The following is a 22,787-nucleotide window of genomic DNA, read 5'->3' on the forward strand; positions in this document are numbered from 1 at the left end:
CCCGGCTCAGCGCTCGATGGTGCCGATGCGGCGGATCTTCTTCTGCAGCAGCAGCACGCCATACAGCAGCGCTTCCGCAGTGGGCGGGCAGCCCGGCACGTAGATGTCCACCGGCACGATGCGATCGCAGCCGCGCACCACCGCATAGGAGAAGTGGTAGTAGCCGCCGCCATTGGCGCAGGAGCCCATGGAGATGACGTAGCGCGGCTCCGGCATCTGGTCGTAGACCTTGCGCAGGGCCGGGGCCATCTTGTTGGTCAGCGTGCCGGCAACGATCATCACGTCCGACTGGCGCGGCGAGGCGCGCGGCGCGAAGCCGAAGCGCTCCACGTCGTAGCGCGGCATGGAGACCTGCATCATCTCCACGGCGCAGCAGGCGAGACCGAAGGTCATCCACATGAGCGAGCCGGTGCGCGCCCAGGTGATGAGGTCGTCGGCGGTGGTCAGGATGAAGCCCTTGTCCGCCAGCTCGGAATTGATCTCCTTAAAGAAGGGATCATCCGCGCCCACGGGGCGGCCGGTGGAGGGATCGACGATGCCCTGGGGGGCCTGTGCGATCTCGGGCTTGGTGGCCGAAGGGGTCAGTCCCATTCCAGAGCTCCCTTGCGCCATTCGTAGATGAAGCCAACGGTGAGGACACCGAGGAAGGTCATCATCGACCAGAAGCCGAGGTCGCCGAGGCCACCGAACATGATGGCCCACGGAAACAGGAAGGCCACTTCCAGGTCGAAGATGATGAAGAGGATCGCGACGAGATAGAAGCGCGCGTCAAACGTCATGCGCGCATCGTCGAACGCATTGAAGCCGCATTCGTAGGCCGACAGTTTCTCCGGATCCGGATTCTGATAGGCCACGAGAAAAGGCGATACGAGCAGAGCGAGCCCGATCACCAGCGACACGCCGATGAAGATCACCACCGGCAAATAATCCATGAGCAACGCGTTCATTTTGCTCGCACCTCGGGGCGCTGGATCGGGGCTAGAAGCGGCGCAGATCGTCAGATCGCGACGATCGGGCGATGCGCTTGAAGCGGTACCGCGCCGTTCGGCTAGAGGAATTCGAAACGACGCCGCAGCCTTATCGCAGCGCCAGATGGGAGGCAAGTGCGCGCTTAGGCGAAGGTGATGTCCCTCGCCGGTGCGGAGGGAGCGCGGGCGTGGGGCGCGGTCACGGCATCCTGCCTCGTCTCAGCTCGAACAGCCGGCAAAACGGGTGAGCACGGGCTTTCGCAGCAGCAGCGGGCGACGGCGCGCGGAACCAGTCGCCCCGGCCCCGCACGCCTTGCCGGCGTCCTGCGTGGCACCATGCGACACAATGCCTTGTGGATGTCCTGATGCTTCGTTCGCAGCCGGTTGAGCGGGCTACGGAGCGGAAGCGATCCCCTTCCCGCAGCTTCGGAATCGGCTGCTGCCGAACCCGCATTCCACGCAACAGCACCATTGGCAGGGCCGGGAGCGGTCCGGGATCACGGTATCGATACGTGATGGGAAACCTTGAGCGCGCGCACCGGGCCAGCCGGGCGCGCGCTTTTGGCGAGCGGTTGAACGGCCACACGATAGTGCACTGCGAAGTCCCGGCCGGCGCGAGGTGAGTCGCGCCGGTCGGGATCGAACGGCCCTTCAGGCCATGGCGTCAGCGACGCCCGCCGCGACCGCCGCCACCACCGCGCGGCCTTACCGCGCCACCACCCTTCGGTCCGCCGCCAGAGCGCATCTGCGGCGCGCGGCCGGGGTGCCCTCCTCCGCCGGACCGCATCTGCTGCGGATGGACGGACGGCGGTCGCCCGCCGCCACCGCTCCTCTTCATCTGCGATCCGCCACCGGACGAACCTTTCTTCACGCCGCTGGAGCCGCGCTTCGTGCCCGCACCGCCAGCCTTGCCGGAACTGCCGGTCTTGGCGGAACCGCCCGGCTTGCCGGAGCCTCCATACTGACCCGCACTGCCAGGCTTGCCCGCGCCGCCGGGACCGCCGGGCTTGCCGACTCCTCCAGCGCCGCCGGGGCCACCCGGCTTGCCCGGCCCTCCGGGACCGCCCGTAAATCCCGGACCACCCGGACCTCCGGGTTTGCCCGGTCCGCCCGGACCACCGATGCCACCGGGACCGCCCGGTTTACCCGGACCACCGGGACCACCGATGCCGCCGGGGCCTCCGGGTTTACCCGGACCGCCCGGACCACCCGGCTTGCCCGGAAGCGGCTTGCCGGGATTAGGCTTCCAGGGCTGGCCGCCCCCCGGGCCGGGGCCGCCCCAATGACCCGGACCGCCCGGGCCGCCCGGGCCTCCCGGCCAGCCGGGACCGCCCGGACCACCTGGACCACCTGGACCACCAGGGCCGCCCGGCCAGCCGCCCGGACCACCCGGCCAGCCACCCGGAGGGGGCGGCGGCGGTGGGCGCCAGCCGGGATAGCCGGGCCACACCGGCGGATAGACCCAGCCGCGTCCCCAGTTCCATGAATTGTTCCAGGCATTGCCGACCAGCACGCCCGCCCCGAAGGCCAGCAGCCCCACGCCGGCGGCGGTGTAGATGGTCGAATAGTCGTATTCGGGCACATAGAGCACGGTGGGGTCGGCGGAGGTGATGTAGACCACGCTGCGCCCGCCCTCCTCGCGCCGGGTCACCACCTGCTTGTCGTTGGTCTTGAGCGAGCCCACCGCCTCGGCCTTGGCGCGCAGCGCCTGAATGGCCACCGAGACGTCCTCGGGCTGTGTCACGAAGGCGAAGCCGATGGACTGGGTCGATTCCAGATCCTCGTTCAGCTTCGCGACCACGGAGGGAAAGCGCACCATCGCCTTCACCGAGGGATCCCACTTCTGGGTGTCGGCGCCGGAGAAGTCGCCCTTCTTCACCGCGCTCTTGTTGCGCTCGATCCAGCGCTGGGCCTGCACCAGATCCAGCGGATAGACCGTCGCCGGCAGCAACTGCGCCAGCAGGCTGTCAGGATAGAGGGCGTAAGGGGCGAGCAGCGTCTCCAGCTCGGCAAGCGTGTAGCGCAGCTGGGCGTCCTGCCCCGCGGCCGGGGGCGGCGCGGCGGCGCCCGCATCCGGTGCCGGCATGGGGGGCGCCGGCATGGGAGGTGCAGGACTGGGGGGCTCCGGCGTGGGAGCGACGGCAGGTGGTGGCGGCGCGGCAACGGCCGGCTGCCCCGCTTCGGGCGGCGGCGGCGATTGCGCCAGGGCCGGATAGACGCTGGTGGTCCACCCGAATGCCAATGCGACCGCGAGTCGCGACCACCCCGCAAGTTCCCGGCGACGACCGGACATTGCCATGATGACCTCCCTTGTCCCCGGACGCCTGAGAACGCAAACGTCAGGTGGCCGGGCAGGTTGGTGCAGAAGCCGGGGCGCGGCCCGATTGGCCGCCACCAAGGCCCGCACGAGGCAGACAATGCGAAATTCCAAAGGCCCCGTCTACTCGGGTCAAGCGCGGAGCGTCTCGCTCACCGCCGCCACCAGCTGCTTGAGGGAAAACGGCTTGGGCAGGAAGGAAAAGCGCTCGCTGGGCGGCAGGTTGCGAGCGAACGCCTCCTCGGCATAGCCCGAGATGAAGATGACCTTGAGCGCGGGGTCGCGCGCCCGCAATTCCCGCAGCAGGGTGGGCCCGTCCATCTCCGGCATGACCACGTCGGAAATCACGATATCCACCTTGCCGGAGGACTCGAACAGCTCGAGCGCCTCGACGCCGCTCGCCGCCGCCAGAACCTCATAGCCGCGATTGGCCAGCGCGCGGCTAGCGAAGGCGCGCACCGCGTCCTCGTCCTCCACCAGCAGCACCCGCCCTTGCCCGGTGAGGTCGGCGACCTTGGGCTCCGGCTCGGCGGGGCGCGGCGGCTCCTCCTCCAGCGCGCCCGTGTGGCGCGGCAGGAACACGCGGAAGGTGGTGCCCTCCCCGAGCGTGCTCTCGGCGAGGATGGTGCCGCCGGTCTGCTCCACGATGCCGTAGACGGTGGAGAGGCCGAGCCCGGTGCCCTTGCCCACCTCCTTGGTGGAGAAGAAGGGCTCGAAGATCTTGCCCATGACCTCGGGCGGAATGCCGGTGCCGGTGTCGGCCACCTCCACCAGCACATAATCGCCTTCCGGCAGCCGCTGCCCGTAGGCGGTGGAGGCGGCCGCCGGGACATTGGCGGTGCGCACCGTCAGCGTGCCGCCGTCGGGCATGGCGTCGCGGGCGTTCACCACGAGGTTGATGATCACCTGCTCGAACTGGTTCTTGTCCACCTTCACCGGCCACAGGTCGCGGGCGTGCTGCACCTCCAGCGTGATGCGCTCGCCGATGAGGCGGCGCAAAAGGGCGGCAGCATCCGAGATCACGTCGGTGAGTTCGATCACCTGCGGCAGCAGGGTCTGGCGCCGCGAGAAGGCGAGCAACTGCCCGACCAGGCCGGCGGCCCGGTTGGCGTTCTGCTTGATCTGCATGATGTCCGGAAAGGACGGGTCGCTCTGGCGGTGCTTCACCAGCAGCAGGTCGCAATAGCCGAGAATCGCCGTGAGGATGTTGTTGAAGTCATGCGCCACCCCGCCCGCCAGGTGGCCCACCGCCTGCAGCTTCTGCGATTCGGCGAACTGCGCCTCCAGCTGCTTCTGCTCGCTGGTATCGATGGCGCACAAGGCGATGTCGCCGCCCCCGTCCGGACCGAGCGCGGCGGCGTAGAGCCGGGCGGAGCGGCCGGCCGGGCCGGCGAGGGTCACCTCGCACGGCGCGGGCGGCTCGCCCGCGTGCACCGCGCCGGCCAGAAGGCCTTCGGCACCGGCAGCGTCAGCCAACAGGGCCGCGAGGGGCCGGCCGGCGGCATCGCGGCCGAACAGGCGAGCGAAGGCGGCGTTGGCGGCGCGGATGCGCCCGGCCGGGTCCACCAGCGCCAAAGCCAGCGGCGCGTTGAGGAAGAACAGGTCCGATGAAGCCGCAGGAGCACTGGTTGCAGGAGCCCCGTCAGCAGGAGCTTGCGCCGCTACGGACCGGGCTACGCCCTCCCGCGCGGGCAGGAGGTCGACGAGCGCGTCGAGCGGCACGGCGGCCGCCACCATGCCGTCGGCCGGGGGCTGGGTCGGCGCGAGGCGCAGGATGGCGGGAAAGCGCGTGCCGTCCTTGCGGGTCAGCGCGACCTTGAGGGCGGCTTCCGCTCCCACGGCCAGCACCTGTTCGAGACCGCCGAGATCGTCGGGTGCCACCACCTCGCGCACGTCGCGGCCGTCCGGGCCCCAGTCGGCGAGGGCATAGCCGAGCATGCGGCACAGGGTCAGGTTGGGCGCCAGTACGCGTCCGCCGGACAGATGCAGCAAGCCCGCAGGCGCCCGTTCCCATACGGAGACGAGGTCCGCCCCCGGCACCACGTCGGGGGTGTGCGGCACGTCCACCGCCCCGCTCGCCGGCGCGACAGCGGCAGCAGGCGCGGCGGCCATGTCCTGCATGTCCTCCGCCATGCGCAGCGTCCACAGCACCCGTCGCGGCGAGCCGAGCGGATGCACCGACACCTCCAGCCTGCGGCCGCCGGGGCCGGTGGCGAAGGCGACGGCGCTCGTGGCCATGGTCGCGGCGGCAACGGCGTTCAGCAGTTCGCCCACCATGGGCTGGCTGCCGGGGATGCGCGCCAGGAAACGCTCGGGCACGGGCGGTGCATCCACCCCGCTGCGGCACATGCGCAAATAGGCGGCGTTGGATTGCACCACCCGCTCGCCATCCTCCACCACCGCCATGGCGTCGCCGGAGGCGGCAAGCGCGGCGTCCGCCAGGGGATCTTCCGGTTCGCCACCGGTCAGCGTGCGCCGCACGGCGAGCACCAGCTCGAAGGCGCCCACCACGGCGAGCGCGGCCACGAGGGCCGAGAGCAGCGCATTCGTGCCCTCGCCGAGCACCACCCCCGCCGCGAAGCCGCCGGCCAGCGCGGCGGCGAGGGCCAGCACCCCGCGCGCAACCCGGCCGGACGGCTTGGCGCCCGCGCGGTTGCGCACCACCTGCCTGCCAGCGCCACTTTCCGTCGCTCGCTCACCGCTCATTGCAGTCGCTCTGCTCCGCCACACCGAAAATCCGATCCCACGAGGGTGAATCGGCCCAATTGGTAAATCTGCCCCTAAACCCAAGATAAAAGAATGCGTTAACGGATCAGTTTCCGCTGGGACAGGCCGGAACAGTCCTGAAGCCAGGCCCGCATTCTGCCGCCAAATGCGCGCACGACTTAATTCCTGCCATGATTATCAACAAAGGCTTAGGCCTCGAGCTTCAGGATCACAGCCAATGCGCCGGTCGGCGTGTGCGGGTCCGAAGCTGGCACACATCGAGCCGGTGACGAAGAGGCAGAGCGCCGCCGTCGTCGGCATGGGGGTTTCCCCAATTGCGTTTCGTGGTCCACAGGCACACGAAACGCCCTTACATCAGAGCGGAGGCATGATGCTACAGCAGTTGTTCGGTTCCCAGCTCGCGCTTCCGATCCGCTTGGCGATCGCCGTCGTCGTGATCGGCGCCTTGTTGGCCGTGACAGTGCTGGTGATGCGACGCCTCACCAGCCGTGGGCGCGGCCCCGTCCGCAGCGGGCGCGCCGGTCCCCGCCTCGCGGTTCTGGACAGTGTCGCGGTGGATCAGCGCCGTCGGCTCGTCCTGGTCCGCCGGGACGAGGTTGAGCACCTGCTGCTCGTGGGCGGCAGCAGCGACATCGTGGTGGAGCACCAGATCGCCGTCGAGGATGAGGCCCCCACTGCCTCTGCCGCGCCCGCGCCTGCCCCGGCCATCGCCGCCTCCCGCGAAGCCCCGGCCCTGCAGCGACCCGCCGGCCGGCGTGGCCTTCCTCCCGCCGCGCCTGTGGCTCCCGCCGCTCTCGCAGCGGAAAGCGTCACCGCGCCCCTGCCGGCGCCAGAGCCCGCCCCTGCGGTGGCCGTGGCTCCGCCGGCACCCGCCGTCGCGCCAGCGCCTCTCGCCGAGCCCCGCGAGGACCGTCGTCCCCTGCCCTCCCGCCGGCCCCTGCTGCGCGGCGACAATCCCTCCCCGGCGCCCCGGCCGTCCCTGCGCCCCACCGTCGAGCCCCCTGCCATCACGCCGCCCGCCGCTCCTGCGTATGCCCCTCGGCCTGCGCCGCACGCGCCCCTGACCGCCGCCGCACCGGCGGTGGAGCCTGAAGCCGTCCGGCCCGCCGCCGTGGAGGCCCGCAAGGCGCCCGAGATCGAGCTCGCGCCGCCCGCGCGACTCGAGCCGGCACCCATCCTCCGGATGGAGCCCTCCCGCTCCGAAGCGCCCGCCCCGACCACCGACAGGCGCCTTGACGAGCTAACCCAGCGGCTCGATGCGGCGTTGGCCCATCCCGAGCCGGTCGAGCCCACCCCTACGGTAGCCGAACCCCAGCTGAGCCTTGCCGACCTGCTCGGCGAGGCCCCCGAAAAGGCGGCCGAGCCGGAATCCGCTCCCCAGGACGCCGCGCCCAAGGTGGAACCCCGGGTGGAACACAAGTCTGAGGCGGCGCCCGAGGCCGTGGTCAATCCGGAACCCGCCATCGACAGCCCGCAGGTGCGCCCCTCCGACCGGCCGCTCTCGCGCTTCCTCTACCAGTCACGGTCACGTCCCGAGCCGCGCGGCGGCGAGGAGATGCGCCCGCGCCTCGATCCCCTGCCCCGGATCGAGCGCCCGTCGGAAGACGGCGTCCGCCCGGCCGCTCCGGCCCGCTCGGAGCCGCCGCTGCGGCCCCGGGAGTTCGCGTTCCGCCCGGTTGAAGCCAATCCCCGCGAGCCCGCCAGCCGGGAGGCGCCCGCCCTCGACGCGCCGCGCCGCGAGCCGCCGGCCCTGCGCGAGATCACCCGGGAGCCGCTGCGCCCCATCGAGGCCACCCCGGTCCTGCCCCGTCCGGGCATCGGGATCGAGGCCAAGAGCGAGGCCAAGAGCGATGCAAAGCCCGAGGTGAAAGCCGAGATCAAGGCCGACGCCCAGCTGGAGTCTAAAGTGGACGAGGAGGTCCCGGCCCGTCCCGGCTTCATCCCGTCCGTGGCGCCCAAGGCCGCCGACGCTCTGGCCGACACCCCGGCCCCCGCGCCCGAGCCGAAGGCGAAGGATCCGCTCGACGATTTCGATGCCGAGATGGCTGACCTGCTCGGTCGCAGCAGCGCCCGCGGGCACTGAACCGAACGCCACGCATAAAAAAGGCCGGCGACGCCATGCGTCGCCGGCCTTTTGATTGGCGGCGATGAAACCGAAGACGGCGCCCGTCGGGGCGTCAGTCGTCGCGATAGACCCGCTCGCGCCGCTCGTGCCGCTCCTGCGCCTCCACCGAGAGGGTGGCGATGGGACGGGCCTCCAGGCGCTTCAGCGAGATGGGCTCGCCCGTATCCTCGCAATAGCCGTAGGTTCCGTCCTCGATCCGCAGGAGCGCGGCATCGATCTTGGCGATGAGCTTGCGCTGGCGGTCGCGGGCGCGCAGCTCGATGGACCGGTCGGTCTCGGACGAGGCCCGGTCGGCGAGATCGGGATGGTTCTGATTCTCGTCCTGAAGGTGCTGCAGGGTCTCGCGGGCCTCCTTCAGGATATCTTCCTTCCAGCGCAACAGCTTGACGCGAAAATATTCGCGCTGCCTGTCATTCATGAAAGGCTCGTCCTCGCGGGGCCGATAGTCCTCGTCGATTTGGATCGACATCAGCAAGGTCCTCAATATGCGTCGCTGACCCTGGCGCCGTGTCGCTTTGGACCCTTGCATCCCAAGGATGCAGGGTCCGGGCGAACCTTGCCGCGTCAACGACCTGAAGCAGCCTCCTGGCGATCTGGCCGGCGGAGCCGGACCCTCCCGGACAGGAATGACGCTCCATTGTCGGGGGCGCTTATATCGACGCCGCAGGTTTCCGACAACCGGCATCACAGGGTTGTCGGGGCTTGACGCGGCGCGCCCCGCCCCCGACCCTGCTGCACTGCGGCGGGATGGCCGCCGGGAGGACGGGTATCCATGCGTTTCGAGGGCACGCAGAGCTATGTGGCGACCGATGACCTGAAGGTGGCGGTCAACGCCGCCATCGTGCTCGAACGCCCCCTGCTGGTGAAGGGCGAGCCCGGAACCGGCAAGACCGTGCTGGCGCAGGAGGTTGCAGCAGCGCTCGGCGCGCCGCTCATCGAATGGCACGTGAAATCCACCACCAAGGCCCAGCAGGGCCTCTATGAGTACGACGCCGTGGCGCGCCTGCGCGACAGCCAGCTCGGCGACCCGAGGGTGCACGACATCACCAATTACATCCGCCGCGGCAAGCTGTGGACGGCGTTCGCCTCCGACGTGCGGCCGGTGCTTCTCATCGACGAGGTGGACAAGGCCGACATCGAATTCCCCAACGACCTGCTGCTGGAACTCGACCGCATGGAGTTCCACGTCTACGAGACCGGCGAGCAGGTGAAGGCGCGCCAGCGCCCGCTGGTCATCATCACCTCCAACAACGAGAAGGAGCTGCCCGACGCCTTTCTGCGCCGCTGCTTCTTCCACTACATCCGTTTCCCCGACGCCGAGACCATGCGCGCCATCGTCGAGGTGCATTTCCCCGGCATCAAGCAGCGGCTCGTGGGCGAGGCCATGCGTCTGTTCTACGAACTGCGCGAGGTGCCCGGCCTGAAGAAGAAGCCGTCCACCTCCGAGCTGATCGACTGGCTGAAGCTGCTGCTCGCCGAGGATGTGGACAGCGAGACGCTGCGCCAGCAGGATCTGCGCAAGACCATTCCGCCGCTGGCCGGCGCGCTGCTGAAGAACGAGCAGGACGTGCACCTGTTCGAGCGCTTGGCCTTCCTTGCCCGCCGCGAGCAGCGCTGACGGAGCCTCATCCGCCCCATGGACGCCATCGGTTTTCTCGTGACGCTGCTGGTGATCGGCGTGCCGCTCGCCATGTTCTTCGCCCTGCGCCGGACCAAGCACCCGGCGGCGCCGGAGCGACAGGCCGCGCCCGCCACGCCGGCGCGCCGGCCCCCTGCCGATTTCGGCATGGCGCGGGAAGGCCATGATGCGCCGGCACCTGCTGTGGAGCCGTCATCCGGCACGCCAGCTTCAGGCGCTGCCGCGGCAGCCGCGGGCGGCGCCTTCATCCTGGCCGTCGAGGCGGCGCGTCAGCACGCGGGGGAAAGCGGGGGCGAATCGGCCGACGCCGGCCACAGGACTGGCCACGGCGGGAACGGACCGGATTCCGGCGCCGACTCCGGCAGCGGCGGCGCCTAGGGTTTGGCCCGAGCACACTGCCCCGCGCGCCAGTCGCGCGCGGACTGATTCCAGCAGCGTCGGGACGGGATCAGCCGTCAGGTCGCGGCGAGCACCGCGACAGTCAGGCTATCCCACGCGCCTTCTCGTGACAAAGACAGGGACGCTTCCGGGCGCAAGGCGCCCGATCACCACCAGGCCTTGCCGATGTTGAAGGTGTAGCTGAGCGAGACGCCGGCCATGAACTGGTTGGCATCGGTGGTGAGCGGCGAGGACGAGGCGTCGCCCAGCAGGTGGCCGTAGGTGCCGTAAACACCGGCCTCGAAGCCATTGCGGAAATTGTAGGTGAGCTGAGCGGTGGCCCCCACCAGGTCGAACCCGGCGCCCGCGCTGTAGGCCGGCAGGGGATTGCCGAATGCCGTGGCCACGGCCGCCTGCACCGGCGTGACACCAAAATAGGTCTCCATATAGCCGGAGCCGCCATAGGTCAGGCGCGGGCCGACAGCGAAGCGCCACTGGCCATAGGGCACGATGACATCGGCGCCGAGCAGGCCGCGGATGCCTTCGAAACCGCCCACGCCGTAGCGCAGCTCGGCGCGGGTGCGCAGCCAGGGCGTCACGTACCATTCAGCGAAGCCGCCGGCTTCCACCGAGACGCCGATATCGCCAAGACCGGTCAGAATGTCGGAATCGCTCGCGTTGCGCCCCCAGTCGAGCCGCCCGACCGCGCCGACGCGGAAGGTGCCGGTGTCCAGCAGGGCGATGGAGGGGTTGTCGTCCACGCTGCGGAAGACGTTGAGCTGGCTCGCCTTGCTGATGGAGAAGATGAGACCCGGGCGCACCGTGTAGTCATCGGAACCAGGGTACTTGGGTTCCAGCTGGCCGGCAGCGCCGATGGTCAGATACCAGTCCTCCTGCGCCGAAGGCGCGACCGGGGTGGCCGGCGGCGGCGAAAACAGGTCGGCCGCCGTGGCGGGAACCAGCCCGCCCACGGAAAACACCGTGGCGAGAAGGGCGAAACGCAGCGACCGATGCATGGATGACCTCTGACTGAAACCGCGGCCATCCTGCGGCCGAGCCGTTTGTAAATCCCCAACGCGGCGACACCGTCCGGGCTGTTCAGAGAAGATGGCTAACGGCCTGTTGCGTCAAGAGCTTGCCGGCGATGCCGGGCGCACCGTTGCAAAAGGGCAACGCCTATTCCACCGCGGAGCGTATGACGCCCCGGTCTCAGCCCGGTCCCCCGCTGCGGCGCCGGGTCCACAGGAAGGCGGCCGTCACGCCCACCAGGGCAGCGGCGAGGCCGTACCAGGTGAGCGCATATTCCAGATGGCGGTTGGGAAACGCGAGGCGCGTGCCGCCGGACAGGGGCAGCCCGCCCGGCACGGCATTCGCCTCCTCGTCGATGACGAAGGGCGCCGCGCCCGTGAGGCCGCGGGCGGCGGAGATGCCGGCGGGATCCATGCGGAAAAAGCTGCCATGGGCGGGATCGTTGGCCGGCACGAACCAGCTCGCCTCCTCCGGCAGACGCAGCAGGCCCACCACCTCCACCTCGCCCGCCACCTGGCCGGCGGCGCGGGAAGCGGGATCGCGCCGGTCGGACGGGACGAAGCCGCGATTGACCAGGATCGGCGGCCAGTCCGGGCGCAGCAGCGGCGTCACAACGAGATAGCCCTGTCCCTTCACGGGACCCACCGTATCCTCGCCGCGCACCGTATAGACCAGGGTTTCCCGCCCATGATCAAAGGTGCCACTCACCCGAACGCGGCGATACTCGTCCGCCTCGCGGCTGAGCCTGGGCCAGAGTTCCGGGGCCGGAACAGGCGCGGGCGGCGCATGGACACGCGCGTCCACGCGGGCGAGCAGCTCTTCCTTCCACGCCAGGCGCTCCAGCTGCCAGGTCCCGAGGCCGATCAGGATGAGGAAGGCCACCAGGGCGGCAAGTGCGGGCACCACCAGGCCGCGGCCCGGCCGCCGCGCGCGCCCGGTCGCGGAGTCCGGCGCAGCGCTCACGGCGTGTGCGAATCGAGCCGCCCCTCGGCGGCCTTGTTGCGATATTGCAGCGCCACCATCACGCCCTTGAACGGGCGCAGCAGTCCCAGCGTCACCAAGAGGATGGCGGGTATCCAGAGCATCGCATGGACCCAGAGCGGCGGCTCGAACGTCACCTCCACCCAGAAGGCCAGCGCCACCACAACGAAGCCGCCGAACAAAATGACGAACACCGCCGGCCCGTCACCGGAATCGGCAAAGCCATAATCGAGCCCACATGCGCTGCAGGACGGCGCCAGATCGAGGAACCCCTTGAACAGCGGCCCGCGCCCGCATCGGGGGCAGTGGCAGCCAAGACCGGCCGACCACGGGGAGATCGGCGCGAAATAAGGGTCCAGGGGCATGATCTATTTCCTTGCGTCCGGACGGGCGTGCTTATCGTCCCGGTACGGAGCGAAGACAGGGCGAGTTCGGCATGCCGCCCCCGCCCTGCCTGATTGGTCAGTGACCGGCGGAGCCGCCGGACGCCCACACATAGACGAAGGTGAAGAGGAACAGCCACACCACGTCCACGAAGTGCCAGTACCAGGCCGCCGCCTCGAAGCCGAAATGCTTCTGGGGGGTGAAGTCGCCCTGATAGGCCCGCAGCAGGCACACCGCGAGGAAGATGGTGCCCACGATCACATGGAAGCCATGGAAGCCCGTGGCCATGAAGAAGGTGGCGCCATAGATGTTGCCCGCGAAGGCGAAATGGGCGTGGGCGTATTCGTAGGCCTGCAGCGTCGAGAACAGCACGCCGAGGAGCACGGTGCACCACAGGCCCCACTTCAGGCCCTGCCGGTCGCCGTGCAACAGGGCATGGTGGGCCCAGGTGACGGTGGTGCCGGAGGTGAGCAGGATCAGCGTGTTGAGCAGCGGCAGGTGCCACGGGTCCAGGGATTCGATGCCCTTGGGGGGCCAGACGCCGCCGGTGAACTCGAGCCGCTGGTAGTTGATGGCCTCGCTGGTGAACAGGGAGGCATCGAAGAAGGCCCAGAACCAGGCGACGAAGAACATCACCTCGGAGGCGATGAACAGGATCATGCCGTAGCGCAGGCCCAGATCCACCACCCGGGTGTGGAAGCCCGAGCGGGCTTCATGGACCATGTCCCGCCACCAGCCGAACATGGTGTAGAGGACGCCGAGGAAGCCCACCACCATGGCGATGGCAGTGCCGCCATGCATCCACACCACAGCGCCAGCGGTGAGGATGAGCGCCGAGACCGAGCCGATGATCGGCCACGGGCTTGGATCGACCACGTGGTAATCGTGTTTCTTGACGTGTGCCTCGGCCATCGCGATAGGCCTCCCTTCCCCTGTCACGTGAAGGCCCCGCCGGATCCCCGGCGCATGGCCCCATTCCTGTTGAACAGCCCTTCGGGCCGCCCGATCCCTATCCCGCCCGAGCCGGTGGCTCCGCTCCCGAGCGGGCCGCCGTCAGCCCCCCGTCCCGCTCGCCCGCGCCGCCGCCTTGTCCGGCGTCTTGGCGGGAAAGAAGGTGTAGGACAGCGTGATATCGGTCAGCGTCTTCAGGTCCGGATCCTGCGCAATGGCGGGATCCACGTAGAAGACCACCGGCATTTCAAGCTTCTCGTTCGGCGCCAGCGTCTGCTCGTCGAAGCAGAAGCACTGCAGCTTCACGAAATAGGCCCCCGCCTGGGGCGGGGAGACGTTGTAGGTCGCGTTGGCGTGGGTCTCCATGGAGGAGCGGTTCGCCGCCGTGTAGTGGGCAAGGCTGGTTGCCCCCACCTTCACCGTCACGTCGCGCTCCACCGGGGCGAAGGCCCAGGGCAGGCCGGGCGCCACATTGGCGTCGAAGCGAATGGTGATCTCGCGCTCGATGGGCGCCGATGTCGGCGCGGCGCCCACCCGCGTGGCGCCGCCGAAGCCCGTGAGCGCGCAGAACATGGCGTAGAGCGGCACCGACGCATAGGTGACGCCCACCATGGCGGCGATGAAGGCGGCACAGGCCGCAGCCACCACCAGATGGCGGCGACCGTCGGTGCGGCGTCCATTGCCCGCCCTGCGTTCAGCCTTGCCCGCGTCCATGCTTCACCCTCACCGTCCGGATCGCCCCCGATCCCCTTCCCTCGTCATCACGCCCCGTGCGAAACGCCCACTTTGGCCGAGCGGCTCAAAGCGGCCGGTTCAGCACATTGGGTCCCAGCTTCACGATGGTCACGACGTAAAACAGTACCGCCAGAAACCCCAGCAATGAGGCGATGGCGATGTTGCGCGCTCGCCGCCGCCTGAGCTGTTCCGGCGTCAGCACCACGCCCTCCTCTTGCGAGGGACGCGGCGTCTTCTTGTCCTTGCTCATCGCAGCAGCCCACCAATCACCGCCTCGCCGAGGAGTGTGGCGAACAACGCGAACAGATAAACGATCGAGAAGCCGAACAGACCCTTTGCCGCCTTCACGGCAGCCTCCCCCTCGCGGCGGCGATAGACGCGCCAGGCGAGAGCGATCATCCAGGCCCCCGCCAGCACCGCCACGGCACCATAGGCGTAGCCGGCATAGCCGAGCACGGCGGGACTGGCGGCCAGCGGCACCAGGAACAGGGTGTAGAGCAGGATCTGAAGGCGTGTTTCGTCGGGACCCGCCGTCACCGGCAGCATGGGGACGCCGGCGCGGGCGTAGTCGTCCGCCCGGTAGAGGGCCAGCGCCCAGAAATGGGGCGGGGTCCAGAAGAAGATGATGGCGAACAGCAGCACCGGCTCCAGCGACACCGTGCCAGAAGCCGCCGCCCAGGCCACCAGTGGCGGGAACGCACCGGCGGCACCGCCGATGACGATGTTCTGCGGCGTCGAGCGCTTCAGCCACATGGTGTAGATCACCACATAGAAGAAGATGGTGAAGGCGAGCAGCGCGCCGGCCAGCGCGTTGACCAGCAGCCCCAGCACCACCACCGAGAAGGCCGAGAGGGTGAGGCCGAAGGCCAGCGCCTCATGGGCCGTGACCCGGCCCGACGGCACCGGTCGCTTGCGGGTGCGCGACATGATGGCGTCAATGTCCGCGTCCCACCACATGTTGAGGGCGCCGGCCGCACCCGCGCCGACGGCGATGCACAACAGGGCGGTGAAGGCGATGATGGGGTGCACATCTCCCGGCGCGCGGACGAGACCCACCAGCGCCGTGAAGATGACGAGCGACATCACACGCGGCTTCAGGAGCTCGAAATAGTCGCGTGGCGACGCCAGTCCCTCTCCGGCCGCCGCGAAGGCATACGGCTCGGGATTGGTCAGGCTCGCTTGTTCGTCACGCATCCCGAAACTCCCTCAAACTCTGCTGGCCCAAGCCCGGTGCGTCCGGAGGATCATGCCCCCGACCGGACCGGTCTGGCGGTTCCCCACGCCTCTCCGGGCGCCTTGAACCTCACTGTCAAACCCTTCGTCGCCGGCAAGACGCGCCAGATGCTGCGCCTTGGATCCCGAAGGTGGCAGAAGCCGCGGTCGCCCGCGGCTTCCTGAAGGTCACGGCCGCGCGCGGCCAAGGCATCACTTGATGCGCGGCAGCACTTCGAACTGGTGGAAGGGCGGCGGCGAGGACAGGGTCCACTCCAGCGTGCTGGCGCCGGGACCCCACGGATTGTCGCCGGCCTTTTCCTTGCGGATGAAGGCGAGCGCCGTGCCGGTGAGGAAGATCAGAACCGCCACGCCCGAGATGTAGGAGCCGATGGAGGAGACGAAGTTCCAGCCCGCGAACGCGTCCGGATAGTCCGCGTAGCGGCGCGGCATGCCGGCGAGCCCGAGGAAGTGCTGCGGGAAGAACACCAGGTTCACACCCACGAAGGTGACCCAGAAGTGCAGCTTGCCCCAGAATTCCGGGATCATGTAGCCGCTCATCTTGGGGAACCAGTAGTACCAGCCGGCGAAGATGGCGAACACGGCGCCGAGCGACAGCACGTAGTGGAAGTGGGCCACCACGTAATAGGTGTCATGCAGCGAGCGGTCGATGCCGGCATTGGAGAGCACCACGCCCGTCACGCCGCCCACGGTGAACAGGAAGATGAAGCCGATGGCCCACAGCATGGGGGTGCGGAACTGCAGCGAGCCGCCCCACATGGTGGCGATCCAGGAGAAGATCTTCACGCCCGTGGGCACCGCGATGATCATGGTGGCGGCTACGAAGTAGGACTGCGTACCGCTGGACAGGCCCACCGTGTACATGTGGTGCGCCCACACCACGAAGCCCACCACGCCGATGGCGACCATGGCGTAGGCCATGCCGAGATAGCCGAAGATGGGCTTGCGCGAGAAGGTGGAGATGATGTGGGAGACGATGCCGAACCCGGGCAGGATCAGGATGTACACCTCGGGGTGACCGAAGAACCAGAACAGATGCTGGAACAGGATCGGGTCACCACCGCCCGCGGGGTCGAAGAAGGTGGTGCCGAAGTTGCGGTCGGTGAGCAGCATGGTGATGGCGCCCGCCAGCACCGGCAGCGACAGCAGCAGCAGGAAGCCGGTGATGAGCTGGGACCAGGCGAACAGCGGCATCTTGTGCAGCGTCATGCCCGGCGCGCGCATGTTGAAGATGGTGGTGATGAGGTTGATGGCGCCCAGCAGCGACGAGGCGCCGGCGATGTGCAGCGAGAAGATCAGAAGGTCCATGGCCGGGCCGGGATGGCCGAGCTTGGACGACAGCGGGGGATAGATGGTCCAGCCGCCGCCGAAGCCGTTGGAGCCGGCCGCGCCTTCGACGAACAGCGACGACAGCGCCAGGATGAAGGACGGCGGCAGCAGCCAGAAGGCGATGTTGTTGATCCGCGGGAAGGCCGTGTCCGGCGCGCCGATCATCAGCGGGGCGAAATAGTTGCCGTAGCCGCCGATGAGGGCGGGCATCACCATGAAGAAGATCATGATGAGGCCGTGGCCCGTGGTGAAGACGTTGAAGGTCTGCGGATTGGAGAAGATCTGCAGGCCCGGATGCTGCAGCTCCATCCGGATGGCGATGGACAGGATGCCGCCCACGATCCCCGCCACGATGGCGAAGATCAGGTACATGATCCCGATGTCCTTGTGATTGGTCGAGAAGACCCAGCGCTTCCAGCCGGTGGGGATGTGCGCGTCGTGGTCGGCGTGGTCGTCGTGGGTGTGGGTGACTGCCTCGGTGGCCATTCCCGCTATCCTTGTCTGCCGGCACTGGCGCCCGTTCCGCCGCACCGTCGCTTGCCTGCTCCCGCCCCCGGCCGCGACCGGTGACGCAATTTCAAAGAGGCGCCGGCGCCATGCGCCTGCCTAAGTCTCAGCGCGCCAGAGCGCCGGCGGGCTCGCCGGCGTCGGCCAGCTTGCCGGCGGCATCGGCCGCGGATGCGAACTTCGCCTTGGCCTGGGCAGCCCACGCCGCGAAGTCCGCCTCGCTCACCGCGCGAATCGCGATCGGCATGAAGGCATGGTCACGGCCGCACAGCTCGGAGCACTGGCCGTAATAGATGCCCTCGCGGGTCACCTTGAACCAGCTCTCGTTCAGGCGGCCGGGATTGGCGTCGATCTTCACGCCGAACGCGGGCATCGCGAACGAGTGGATCACGTCGGACGAGGTGACCTGGATGCGCACGATCTTGTTGACCGGCACCACCACCTCATTGTCCACCGCCAGCAGGCGCGGCTGGCCCGGCTTCAGATCCTTCTCGGCCACCAGGTAGGAATCGAAGGAGAAGCCGCCGTTGTCGGGATAGTCGTACGACCAGTACCACTGGTGCCCCGTCACCTTCACCGTCATGTCCGGCTTGGGAATGTTCAGCTCAAGATGGAGCAGGCGGAAGGACGGGATGGCGATGAGCACGAGGATCATCACCGGGATCACGGTCCAGGCCACCTCGATGAGGGTGTTGTGGCTGGTCTTGGACGGCACCGGATTGGCGCGCTCGTTGAAGCGCACCACCACGATGGCAAGCAGCACCAGCACGAACAGCACGATGGAGGTGATGATGATGAGCATCATCGTGTTGAAGCTGTGGATCTGCTCCATCACCGGCGTAGCGGCACCCTGGAGATTGATCTGCCACGGCGAGGGCTGGCCGGTCTCGGCAAAGGCGGCGCTCGCGAACAGGCTCGCGGCGCACGTGCCCATGGCAAGGGCAGCGGAGCGGAGGAACGACTTCATCTTCAACGGCTCTCCCTGGCCCGGCGGATTGAACCACCGTACGTGCTGCGCCCGCCCTGCACGCTCAGCGGCGCGCCGTCCGGACCACTTGTTCAAGTGAGCTACCCATCCGGCGGAAACCGCTGGCAAGTGCACTGATTTTTAAGGCAGCCACTCTCCCTAGAGTTCATCAAACATAATTGGGTGCGCCTTGCAATCGCCCAAGCTTCGCCCTCGGTGCGACAATAAGTCGGCGGATTGGGGGACGATCCGGGAGACCCGCAGCCGGGTGCCGCACAGCTCCTTGCGCCGCCTTGCCCGGCGCCTGCGCGTCCGCTGCCGCGCTTGCGGTCGGCACCTGGGTATGCCGCAACGGCATGGAGACAAAATGGCGCGCGTCTTCAGTGCCCAAATACCTTCCGCATGACGCACCGTCCAGGGTTGAAACGCCCCCTTGGGAGAATCCCCACGGCATACATCTGCGCCACGCTGCTGCCGCATTGTTGACAGGATGGCTAGGCCATTAAGGCATTGGTTCACTAAATCAGATAAGGCAGGTTTGCCTGGCGCCCGCCGGGTCCCTGCCGGAGCTTGCGATGGTCCTGTCGTTCCCTGCCCGCCGCCTCTTCCTTTCGGGCCATGCCGCGAGGGCCCGGTCCGGGACGAAAGCCGGGGCGCTGCTTTCCCTGTTCGGCGCGCTGCTCGCGGCGGCCCTGGCCACTGCACAGCCCGCCGCCGCGCAGGGCGTGGTGAAGTCGGTGCATGGCGAGTGGCAGATTCGCTGCGACACGCCCCCCGGCGCCCAGAGCGAGCAGTGCGTGCTGCTCCAGTCGGTTCAGGCCGAGGACCGGCCGAACGTGGGCCTCACCGTCATCGTGCTGAAGACGGCGGACCAGAAGAGCCGCCTGCTGCGCGTGCTCGCGCCCCTCGGCGTGCTGCTGCCGGCTGGCCTCGGACTCAAGATCGACGACCAGGATGTGGGCCGCGCCGGATTCGTCCGCTGCCTGCCCAATGGCTGCGTCGCCGAGGTGGTGATGGACGACGCCCTCGTCGCCCGCCTCAAGGCCGGCAAGCAGGCCACCTTCATCATCTTCCAGACCCCGGAAGAAGGCATCGGCGTCCCTCTCAGCCTCAACGGCTTCGGCCCGGGCTTCGACACGCTGCGCTGAACGGCGCCGGCCGGGTGGCCGGTGCACGGGAGCCTTTCAACGCACGCGCGACGCCAACACGCGGGGCAGATATGCCAGACTGCGCGCGGCGGCCATGGGCGCAGACGACGGGCGCGGAATCATTCCGTGACAGATGTCTTGCATAGAGCCATCGCTGCGCCGCAGCATTGGCACGGTTTGGACATGCTTGCTGCGCACAAAGCTGGAGCGGAGCGGAGTAGCGGCGGCCGGGCGGCGCCGGGGCGGTGGCTTCGGGGACCGGCAGGGAGAGCTGGATGCACGGGGATGAACACGCACTTTTCGGCGCGGCGCTCGCATTCCTAGCCGCAGCGGTCGTCTCTGTTCCCATCGCCAAGCGCCTCGGCTTTTCCCCGGTCGTCGGTTATCTGCTGGTGGGCATCGCCATCGGCCCGGTGGGCTTCAACGTGGCCGATCCGGGGGTGGTCTCCACCGTCGCCGAGCTCGGCGTGGTCATGCTGCTGTTCCTGGTGGGGCTGGAGCTGAAGCCGTCCAGCCTGCTGTCCATGGGCCATTTCATCTTCGGACTGGGCACCGCGCAGCTCATGCTGACGGCGCTGGCGTTCGCGCTGCTGGCCTATTTCGGCCTCGGCTTCGGCGCGGCGGCGGCGGTGGTGAGCGGCCTCGCCCTGTCGATCTCGGGCACCGCCATCGCGCTCCAGCTGCTCGGCGAGCGCGGCGACCTTGCCTCCCCCTATGGCCAGCGCACCTTCTCCATCCTGCTGTTCCAGGACATCGCGGTGGTGCCGCTGCTCGCCCTGGTGCCCCTGCTGGCGCCGGGCGGCGAGGCTGAGGTAGCGCGCGATCCCAAGGCGACCCTGCTCGCCGCCGCCATCGCGGTGGCAGCCATCGCCGTCATCGTGGTGTCGGGGCGCTATCTGCTCAATCCGCTGTTCCGCGTGCTAGCCCGCTCCGGCGCGCGCGAGGCCATGACCGCCGCCGCCCTGCTGGTGGTGATGGGTGCCGCCGGCCTGATGGAGGCAGCGGGCCTTTCGGCGGCGCTCGGGGCCTTCCTCGCCGGCCTGCTGCTGTCGGAGAGCACCTTCCGCCATGAGCTGGAAGCCAATGTGGACGCATTCCGCGGCCTGCTGCTCGCCGTGTTCTTCATGAGCATCGGCATGTCACTCAACATCACCGTGGTGCTGGGCCATATCCCGAGCCTGCTGGTGGGGACGCTGGCGGTGGCGGTGGTCAAGTCGGTGATCGTCTATCTGGTGTTCCGGGCCGACAACATCGCTCCCCAGGATTCCATGCGCGCCGCGGTGGCGCTCATGTCCGCCGGCGAATTCGCCTTCGTGCTGTTCCCGCTGGGCCTCGACAACAGGATCCTGAAATCCGAGCAGGCCGACCTTTTGATCGCCCTGGCCGCCCTCACCATGATCCTCGGCCCGCTGCTGTTTGCCGCCCTGTCGCGGCTGCTGCCGCGCTTCGCCCGACCGGCGGCCGAGCCGCCGGCGGATGATTTCGCCGATGCGGACGGCTCGGTGCTGGTGATCGGCTTCGGCCGATTCGGCCAGATCGTCTCCCAGTGCCTGCTGGCCCAGGAGGTGACCGTCACCATCATCGACAAGGACGTGGAGATGATCCAGTCCGCCGGGCGGTTCGGCGTGCACATCTATTATGGCGACGGCACCCGGCTCGACGTGCTGCGGGCCGCCGGCGCCGAGACGGTGGAAGTCATCTGCGTCTGCGTGGACAACAAGGAGGACGCCAACCGCATCGTCGAGATCGTGCGCGCCTCCATTCCCAACGCGCGGCTGTTCGTGCGCAGCTTCGACCGGGTGCATTCCATGGAGCTGGCGCGCCTTGGCGTGGATTTCGAGCTGCGCGAGACCCTCGAATCGGCCCTGTCCTTCGGCGCCCGCACCCTGGAGGCGCTGGGCGTGCCGCAGACCGCCGCTGCCGCCCGCATCGCCGACGTGCGCGTGCGCGACCGCGCCCGTCTGGAGCGCCAGCTGGAGGAAGGCATCTTCGCGGGTGGCGAGGTGTTCAGCGGCCACAAGGTGGAGCCCGAGCCCCTGACCCAGCCCGAGAAGCCGGCCCGCCCGCTGAACCCGGAGGCGCAGGACATCCTGTCCCACGAAACCGAATTCTCCGGCTGAGCCTTGGCCGTCCGGACGCTTCTGCGGCCGGGCCGGCAGAGTCTTTGGATAGCCCCGAGGCTGTTGCAACCATTTCGTGATTTCGCTGCGACGATGGCGTAAGGTCGCAGCACCGGGTTCGCGATCGGGCAACGGCAAATGGGACAGGCTCGCCAGATCGCACATCTGGACGCCGCGCTCCTGCGGAGTTGGGCGTATGGATCAATTCTTGGAGATGCTCCGGGCAGCACAGGGCGGCCACGGGCTCGAGAATATCGGGCAGATGTACGGCCTGTCGCCCCAGCAGGCCCAGGCGATGGCCGAGGCGGTCATGCCGGCCTTCACCGAGGCATTCAAACAAGCAACCCAGTCTCCTGAAGCCCTCGCCTCGCTGATGGCGCTGATGACCAGCGGGCCCTACGGCGCCTTCTATACCCAGCAGCCCGCCGCGCCGGCGGAGCTGTCGCGTGCCGGCAGCGAAGCCCTTGATACGGTGTTTGGCTCGTCGGACGTGAGCCGGGCCGTGGCGGCGCACGTGGCATCGACCACCGGCCTCGGCGTGACTTTGGTGCGGCAGATGATGCCGAGCTTCGCCACCCTCGTGGTCGGCGGCCTGGCAAAGTCGCTGGCAGCCTCCGGCGCGCTCCAGCAGATGCTCGCAGCCATGCTGAGCCGGATGCCCGGCCAGACCACGCAGCGCATCGCGCCCATCTCCTCCGGCAATCCGTTCATCGACGCTTTCCTGGCCTTCACCAGCACGGCGACGGAGCAGAGCCCCAAGGCGTTCGCCACCGGCAATCCCTGGGCCGATGCCTATGCCCAGATGATGTTCCAGCGCGCGCCCCAGCCGGCGCCGCAGCAGCGCAGCACCAATCCGATCGACGCCTGGCAGGACGTGGTCAACGCCATGACCAAGACCATGACCCAGGCCGGCGTCCCCCCCGCGCGCACGCCGCCGCCGGAACCACCGCCCCCGCCGCTGGCGCCGTTCCAGAACTTCTTCGCCCAATTGTTCGCGCAGGGCTTCCCGCCGGCTTTCCCGGGGACGGAGGGGCAGCAGCGGGCCTATTCCATCCCGGACTTCTGGCTCGACATCATGCGCGCCGCCGCGCAGCCGGTGAAGGACGCCGAGACCCAGCCGCCCGAGCGGCCCCGCCTCGTCAGCCCATCTCCCCAGAGCCGCACCGGCGGCCGCGACGCGAAATAGCGCCGCGCCCGGGCGGCGTTGCGGTACCCGCAGACACAAAACGACCCGCGCCGGTTGCGGTCG

The 22,787-nt window shown here is 68.8% G+C and carries 20 protein-coding genes; 6 read left to right on the forward strand and 14 right to left on the reverse strand.

Annotated elements, in window-relative coordinates; all coding sequences use genetic code 11:
• Positions 1 to 6 precede the first annotated feature (6 nt).
• The 4 genes from V5F66_RS06470 to V5F66_RS06485 all read right to left on the reverse strand — a co-directional run bounded on the left by V5F66_RS06470 (position 7) and on the right by V5F66_RS06485 (position 5,991).
• Positions 7 to 591 carry a NuoB/complex I 20 kDa subunit family protein gene (locus tag V5F66_RS06470; protein ID WP_012116602.1) on the reverse strand — a complete coding sequence of 195 codons (585 nt, stop codon included), beginning with the start codon at positions 589 to 591 and terminating at the stop codon, positions 7 to 9.
• Positions 582 to 947 (reverse strand): NADH-quinone oxidoreductase subunit A, encoded by a 366-nt coding sequence (locus V5F66_RS06475; protein WP_012116603.1) that lies wholly within the window; start codon positions 945 to 947, stop codon positions 582 to 584. The genes V5F66_RS06470 and V5F66_RS06475 overlap by 10 nt, the downstream gene beginning before the upstream one ends.
• 685 nt (positions 948 to 1,632) lie before the next feature.
• A complete protein-coding gene (locus V5F66_RS06480; RefSeq protein ID WP_394053736.1) occupies positions 1,633 to 3,054 on the reverse strand; it encodes a DUF3300 domain-containing protein in 1,422 nt (473 codons plus the stop codon).
• Positions 3,055 to 3,417: 363 nt separating this feature from the next.
• Positions 3,418 to 5,991, reverse strand: coding sequence for a hybrid sensor histidine kinase/response regulator (locus V5F66_RS06485; RefSeq protein ID WP_394093495.1), 2,574 nt, complete (start codon positions 5,989 to 5,991; stop codon positions 3,418 to 3,420).
• 388 nt (positions 5,992 to 6,379) lie between these two features.
• On the opposite strand from V5F66_RS06485, the gene V5F66_RS06490 reads away from it, so the two are divergent.
• Positions 6,380 to 8,095, forward strand: a complete 1,716-nt coding sequence (locus tag V5F66_RS06490; RefSeq protein ID WP_394053738.1) for a flagellar biosynthetic protein FliO — start codon at positions 6,380 to 6,382, stop codon at positions 8,093 to 8,095.
• A gap of 94 nt (positions 8,096 to 8,189) precedes the next feature.
• On the opposite strand, the gene dksA is transcribed toward V5F66_RS06490, so the two are convergent.
• Complete coding sequence (dksA, locus tag V5F66_RS06495) at positions 8,190 to 8,606, reverse strand: RNA polymerase-binding protein DksA (protein WP_041576138.1); 417 nt, start codon at positions 8,604 to 8,606, stop codon at positions 8,190 to 8,192.
• 303 nt (positions 8,607 to 8,909) lie between these two features.
• Between dksA and V5F66_RS06500 the strand changes: the two genes are divergently transcribed.
• Both V5F66_RS06500 and V5F66_RS06505 read left to right on the forward strand, forming a co-directional pair.
• Positions 8,910 to 9,755 carry an AAA family ATPase gene (locus V5F66_RS06500; protein WP_012116608.1) on the forward strand — a complete coding sequence of 282 codons (846 nt, stop codon included), beginning with the start codon at positions 8,910 to 8,912 and terminating at the stop codon, positions 9,753 to 9,755.
• 18 nt (positions 9,756 to 9,773) lie between these two features.
• A complete protein-coding gene (locus tag V5F66_RS06505) occupies positions 9,774 to 10,154 on the forward strand; it encodes a hypothetical protein (RefSeq protein WP_394005410.1) in 381 nt (126 codons plus the stop codon).
• A 167-nt stretch (positions 10,155 to 10,321) separates the two neighbouring features.
• Here V5F66_RS06505 and V5F66_RS06510 read toward each other — a convergent pair whose 3' ends face one another.
• The 9 genes from V5F66_RS06510 to coxB form a co-directional block, all read right to left on the reverse strand.
• On the reverse strand, positions 10,322 to 11,170 hold the full coding sequence (locus tag V5F66_RS06510; protein ID WP_012116610.1) for a MipA/OmpV family protein: 849 nt from the start codon (positions 11,168 to 11,170) through the stop codon (positions 10,322 to 10,324).
• Positions 11,171 to 11,363: 193 nt separating this feature from the next.
• The gene (locus V5F66_RS06515; RefSeq protein WP_394093496.1) at positions 11,364 to 12,146 is read right to left on the reverse strand and encodes an SURF1 family protein; all 783 of its coding nucleotides are present in this window, start codon (positions 12,144 to 12,146) and stop codon (positions 11,364 to 11,366) included.
• The gene (locus V5F66_RS06520; protein WP_394093497.1) at positions 12,143 to 12,529 is read right to left on the reverse strand and encodes a DUF983 domain-containing protein; all 387 of its coding nucleotides are present in this window, start codon (positions 12,527 to 12,529) and stop codon (positions 12,143 to 12,145) included. Before V5F66_RS06520 ends, V5F66_RS06515 begins: the two co-directional genes overlap by 4 nt.
• 97 nt (positions 12,530 to 12,626) lie before the next feature.
• Positions 12,627 to 13,460 carry a cytochrome c oxidase subunit 3 gene (locus tag V5F66_RS06525; protein WP_012116613.1) on the reverse strand — a complete coding sequence of 278 codons (834 nt, stop codon included), beginning with the start codon at positions 13,458 to 13,460 and terminating at the stop codon, positions 12,627 to 12,629.
• 141 nt (positions 13,461 to 13,601) lie between these two features.
• Positions 13,602 to 14,213, reverse strand: coding sequence for a cytochrome c oxidase assembly protein (locus V5F66_RS06530; RefSeq protein ID WP_012116614.1), 612 nt, complete (start codon positions 14,211 to 14,213; stop codon positions 13,602 to 13,604).
• An 85-nt stretch (positions 14,214 to 14,298) separates the two neighbouring features.
• Positions 14,299 to 14,484 carry a hypothetical protein gene (locus V5F66_RS06535; protein ID WP_012116615.1) on the reverse strand — a complete coding sequence of 62 codons (186 nt, stop codon included), beginning with the start codon at positions 14,482 to 14,484 and terminating at the stop codon, positions 14,299 to 14,301.
• Positions 14,481 to 15,428 carry a heme o synthase gene (locus V5F66_RS06540; protein WP_394000565.1) on the reverse strand — a complete coding sequence of 316 codons (948 nt, stop codon included), beginning with the start codon at positions 15,426 to 15,428 and terminating at the stop codon, positions 14,481 to 14,483. The genes V5F66_RS06535 and V5F66_RS06540 overlap by 4 nt, the downstream gene beginning before the upstream one ends.
• Positions 15,429 to 15,659: 231 nt before the next feature.
• On the reverse strand, positions 15,660 to 17,282 hold the full coding sequence (ctaD, locus tag V5F66_RS06545) for a cytochrome c oxidase subunit I (protein WP_012116617.1): 1,623 nt from the start codon (positions 17,280 to 17,282) through the stop codon (positions 15,660 to 15,662).
• A 127-nt stretch (positions 17,283 to 17,409) separates the two neighbouring features.
• A complete protein-coding gene (gene coxB, locus V5F66_RS06550) occupies positions 17,410 to 18,237 on the reverse strand; it encodes a cytochrome c oxidase subunit II (protein WP_394000608.1) in 828 nt (275 codons plus the stop codon).
• A 608-nt stretch (positions 18,238 to 18,845) separates the two neighbouring features.
• Between coxB and V5F66_RS06555 the strand changes: the two genes are divergently transcribed.
• The 3 genes from V5F66_RS06555 to V5F66_RS06565 all read left to right on the forward strand — a co-directional run bounded on the left by V5F66_RS06555 (position 18,846) and on the right by V5F66_RS06565 (position 22,724).
• The gene (locus V5F66_RS06555) at positions 18,846 to 19,418 is read left to right on the forward strand and encodes an invasion associated locus B family protein (RefSeq protein ID WP_394000563.1); all 573 of its coding nucleotides are present in this window, start codon (positions 18,846 to 18,848) and stop codon (positions 19,416 to 19,418) included.
• 275 nt (positions 19,419 to 19,693) lie between these two features.
• Positions 19,694 to 21,538, forward strand: coding sequence for a monovalent cation:proton antiporter-2 (CPA2) family protein (locus V5F66_RS06560; protein WP_394000561.1), 1,845 nt, complete (start codon positions 19,694 to 19,696; stop codon positions 21,536 to 21,538).
• A gap of 196 nt (positions 21,539 to 21,734) precedes the next feature.
• Complete coding sequence (locus V5F66_RS06565) at positions 21,735 to 22,724, forward strand: DUF937 domain-containing protein (RefSeq protein WP_394000559.1); 990 nt, start codon at positions 21,735 to 21,737, stop codon at positions 22,722 to 22,724.
• Positions 22,725 to 22,787: the final 63 nt, after the last annotated feature.

It is taken from the genome of Xanthobacter versatilis (assembly GCF_043193975.1).
GTDB classification, from domain to species: Bacteria; Pseudomonadota; Alphaproteobacteria; order Rhizobiales; family Xanthobacteraceae; genus Xanthobacter; species Xanthobacter autotrophicus_E.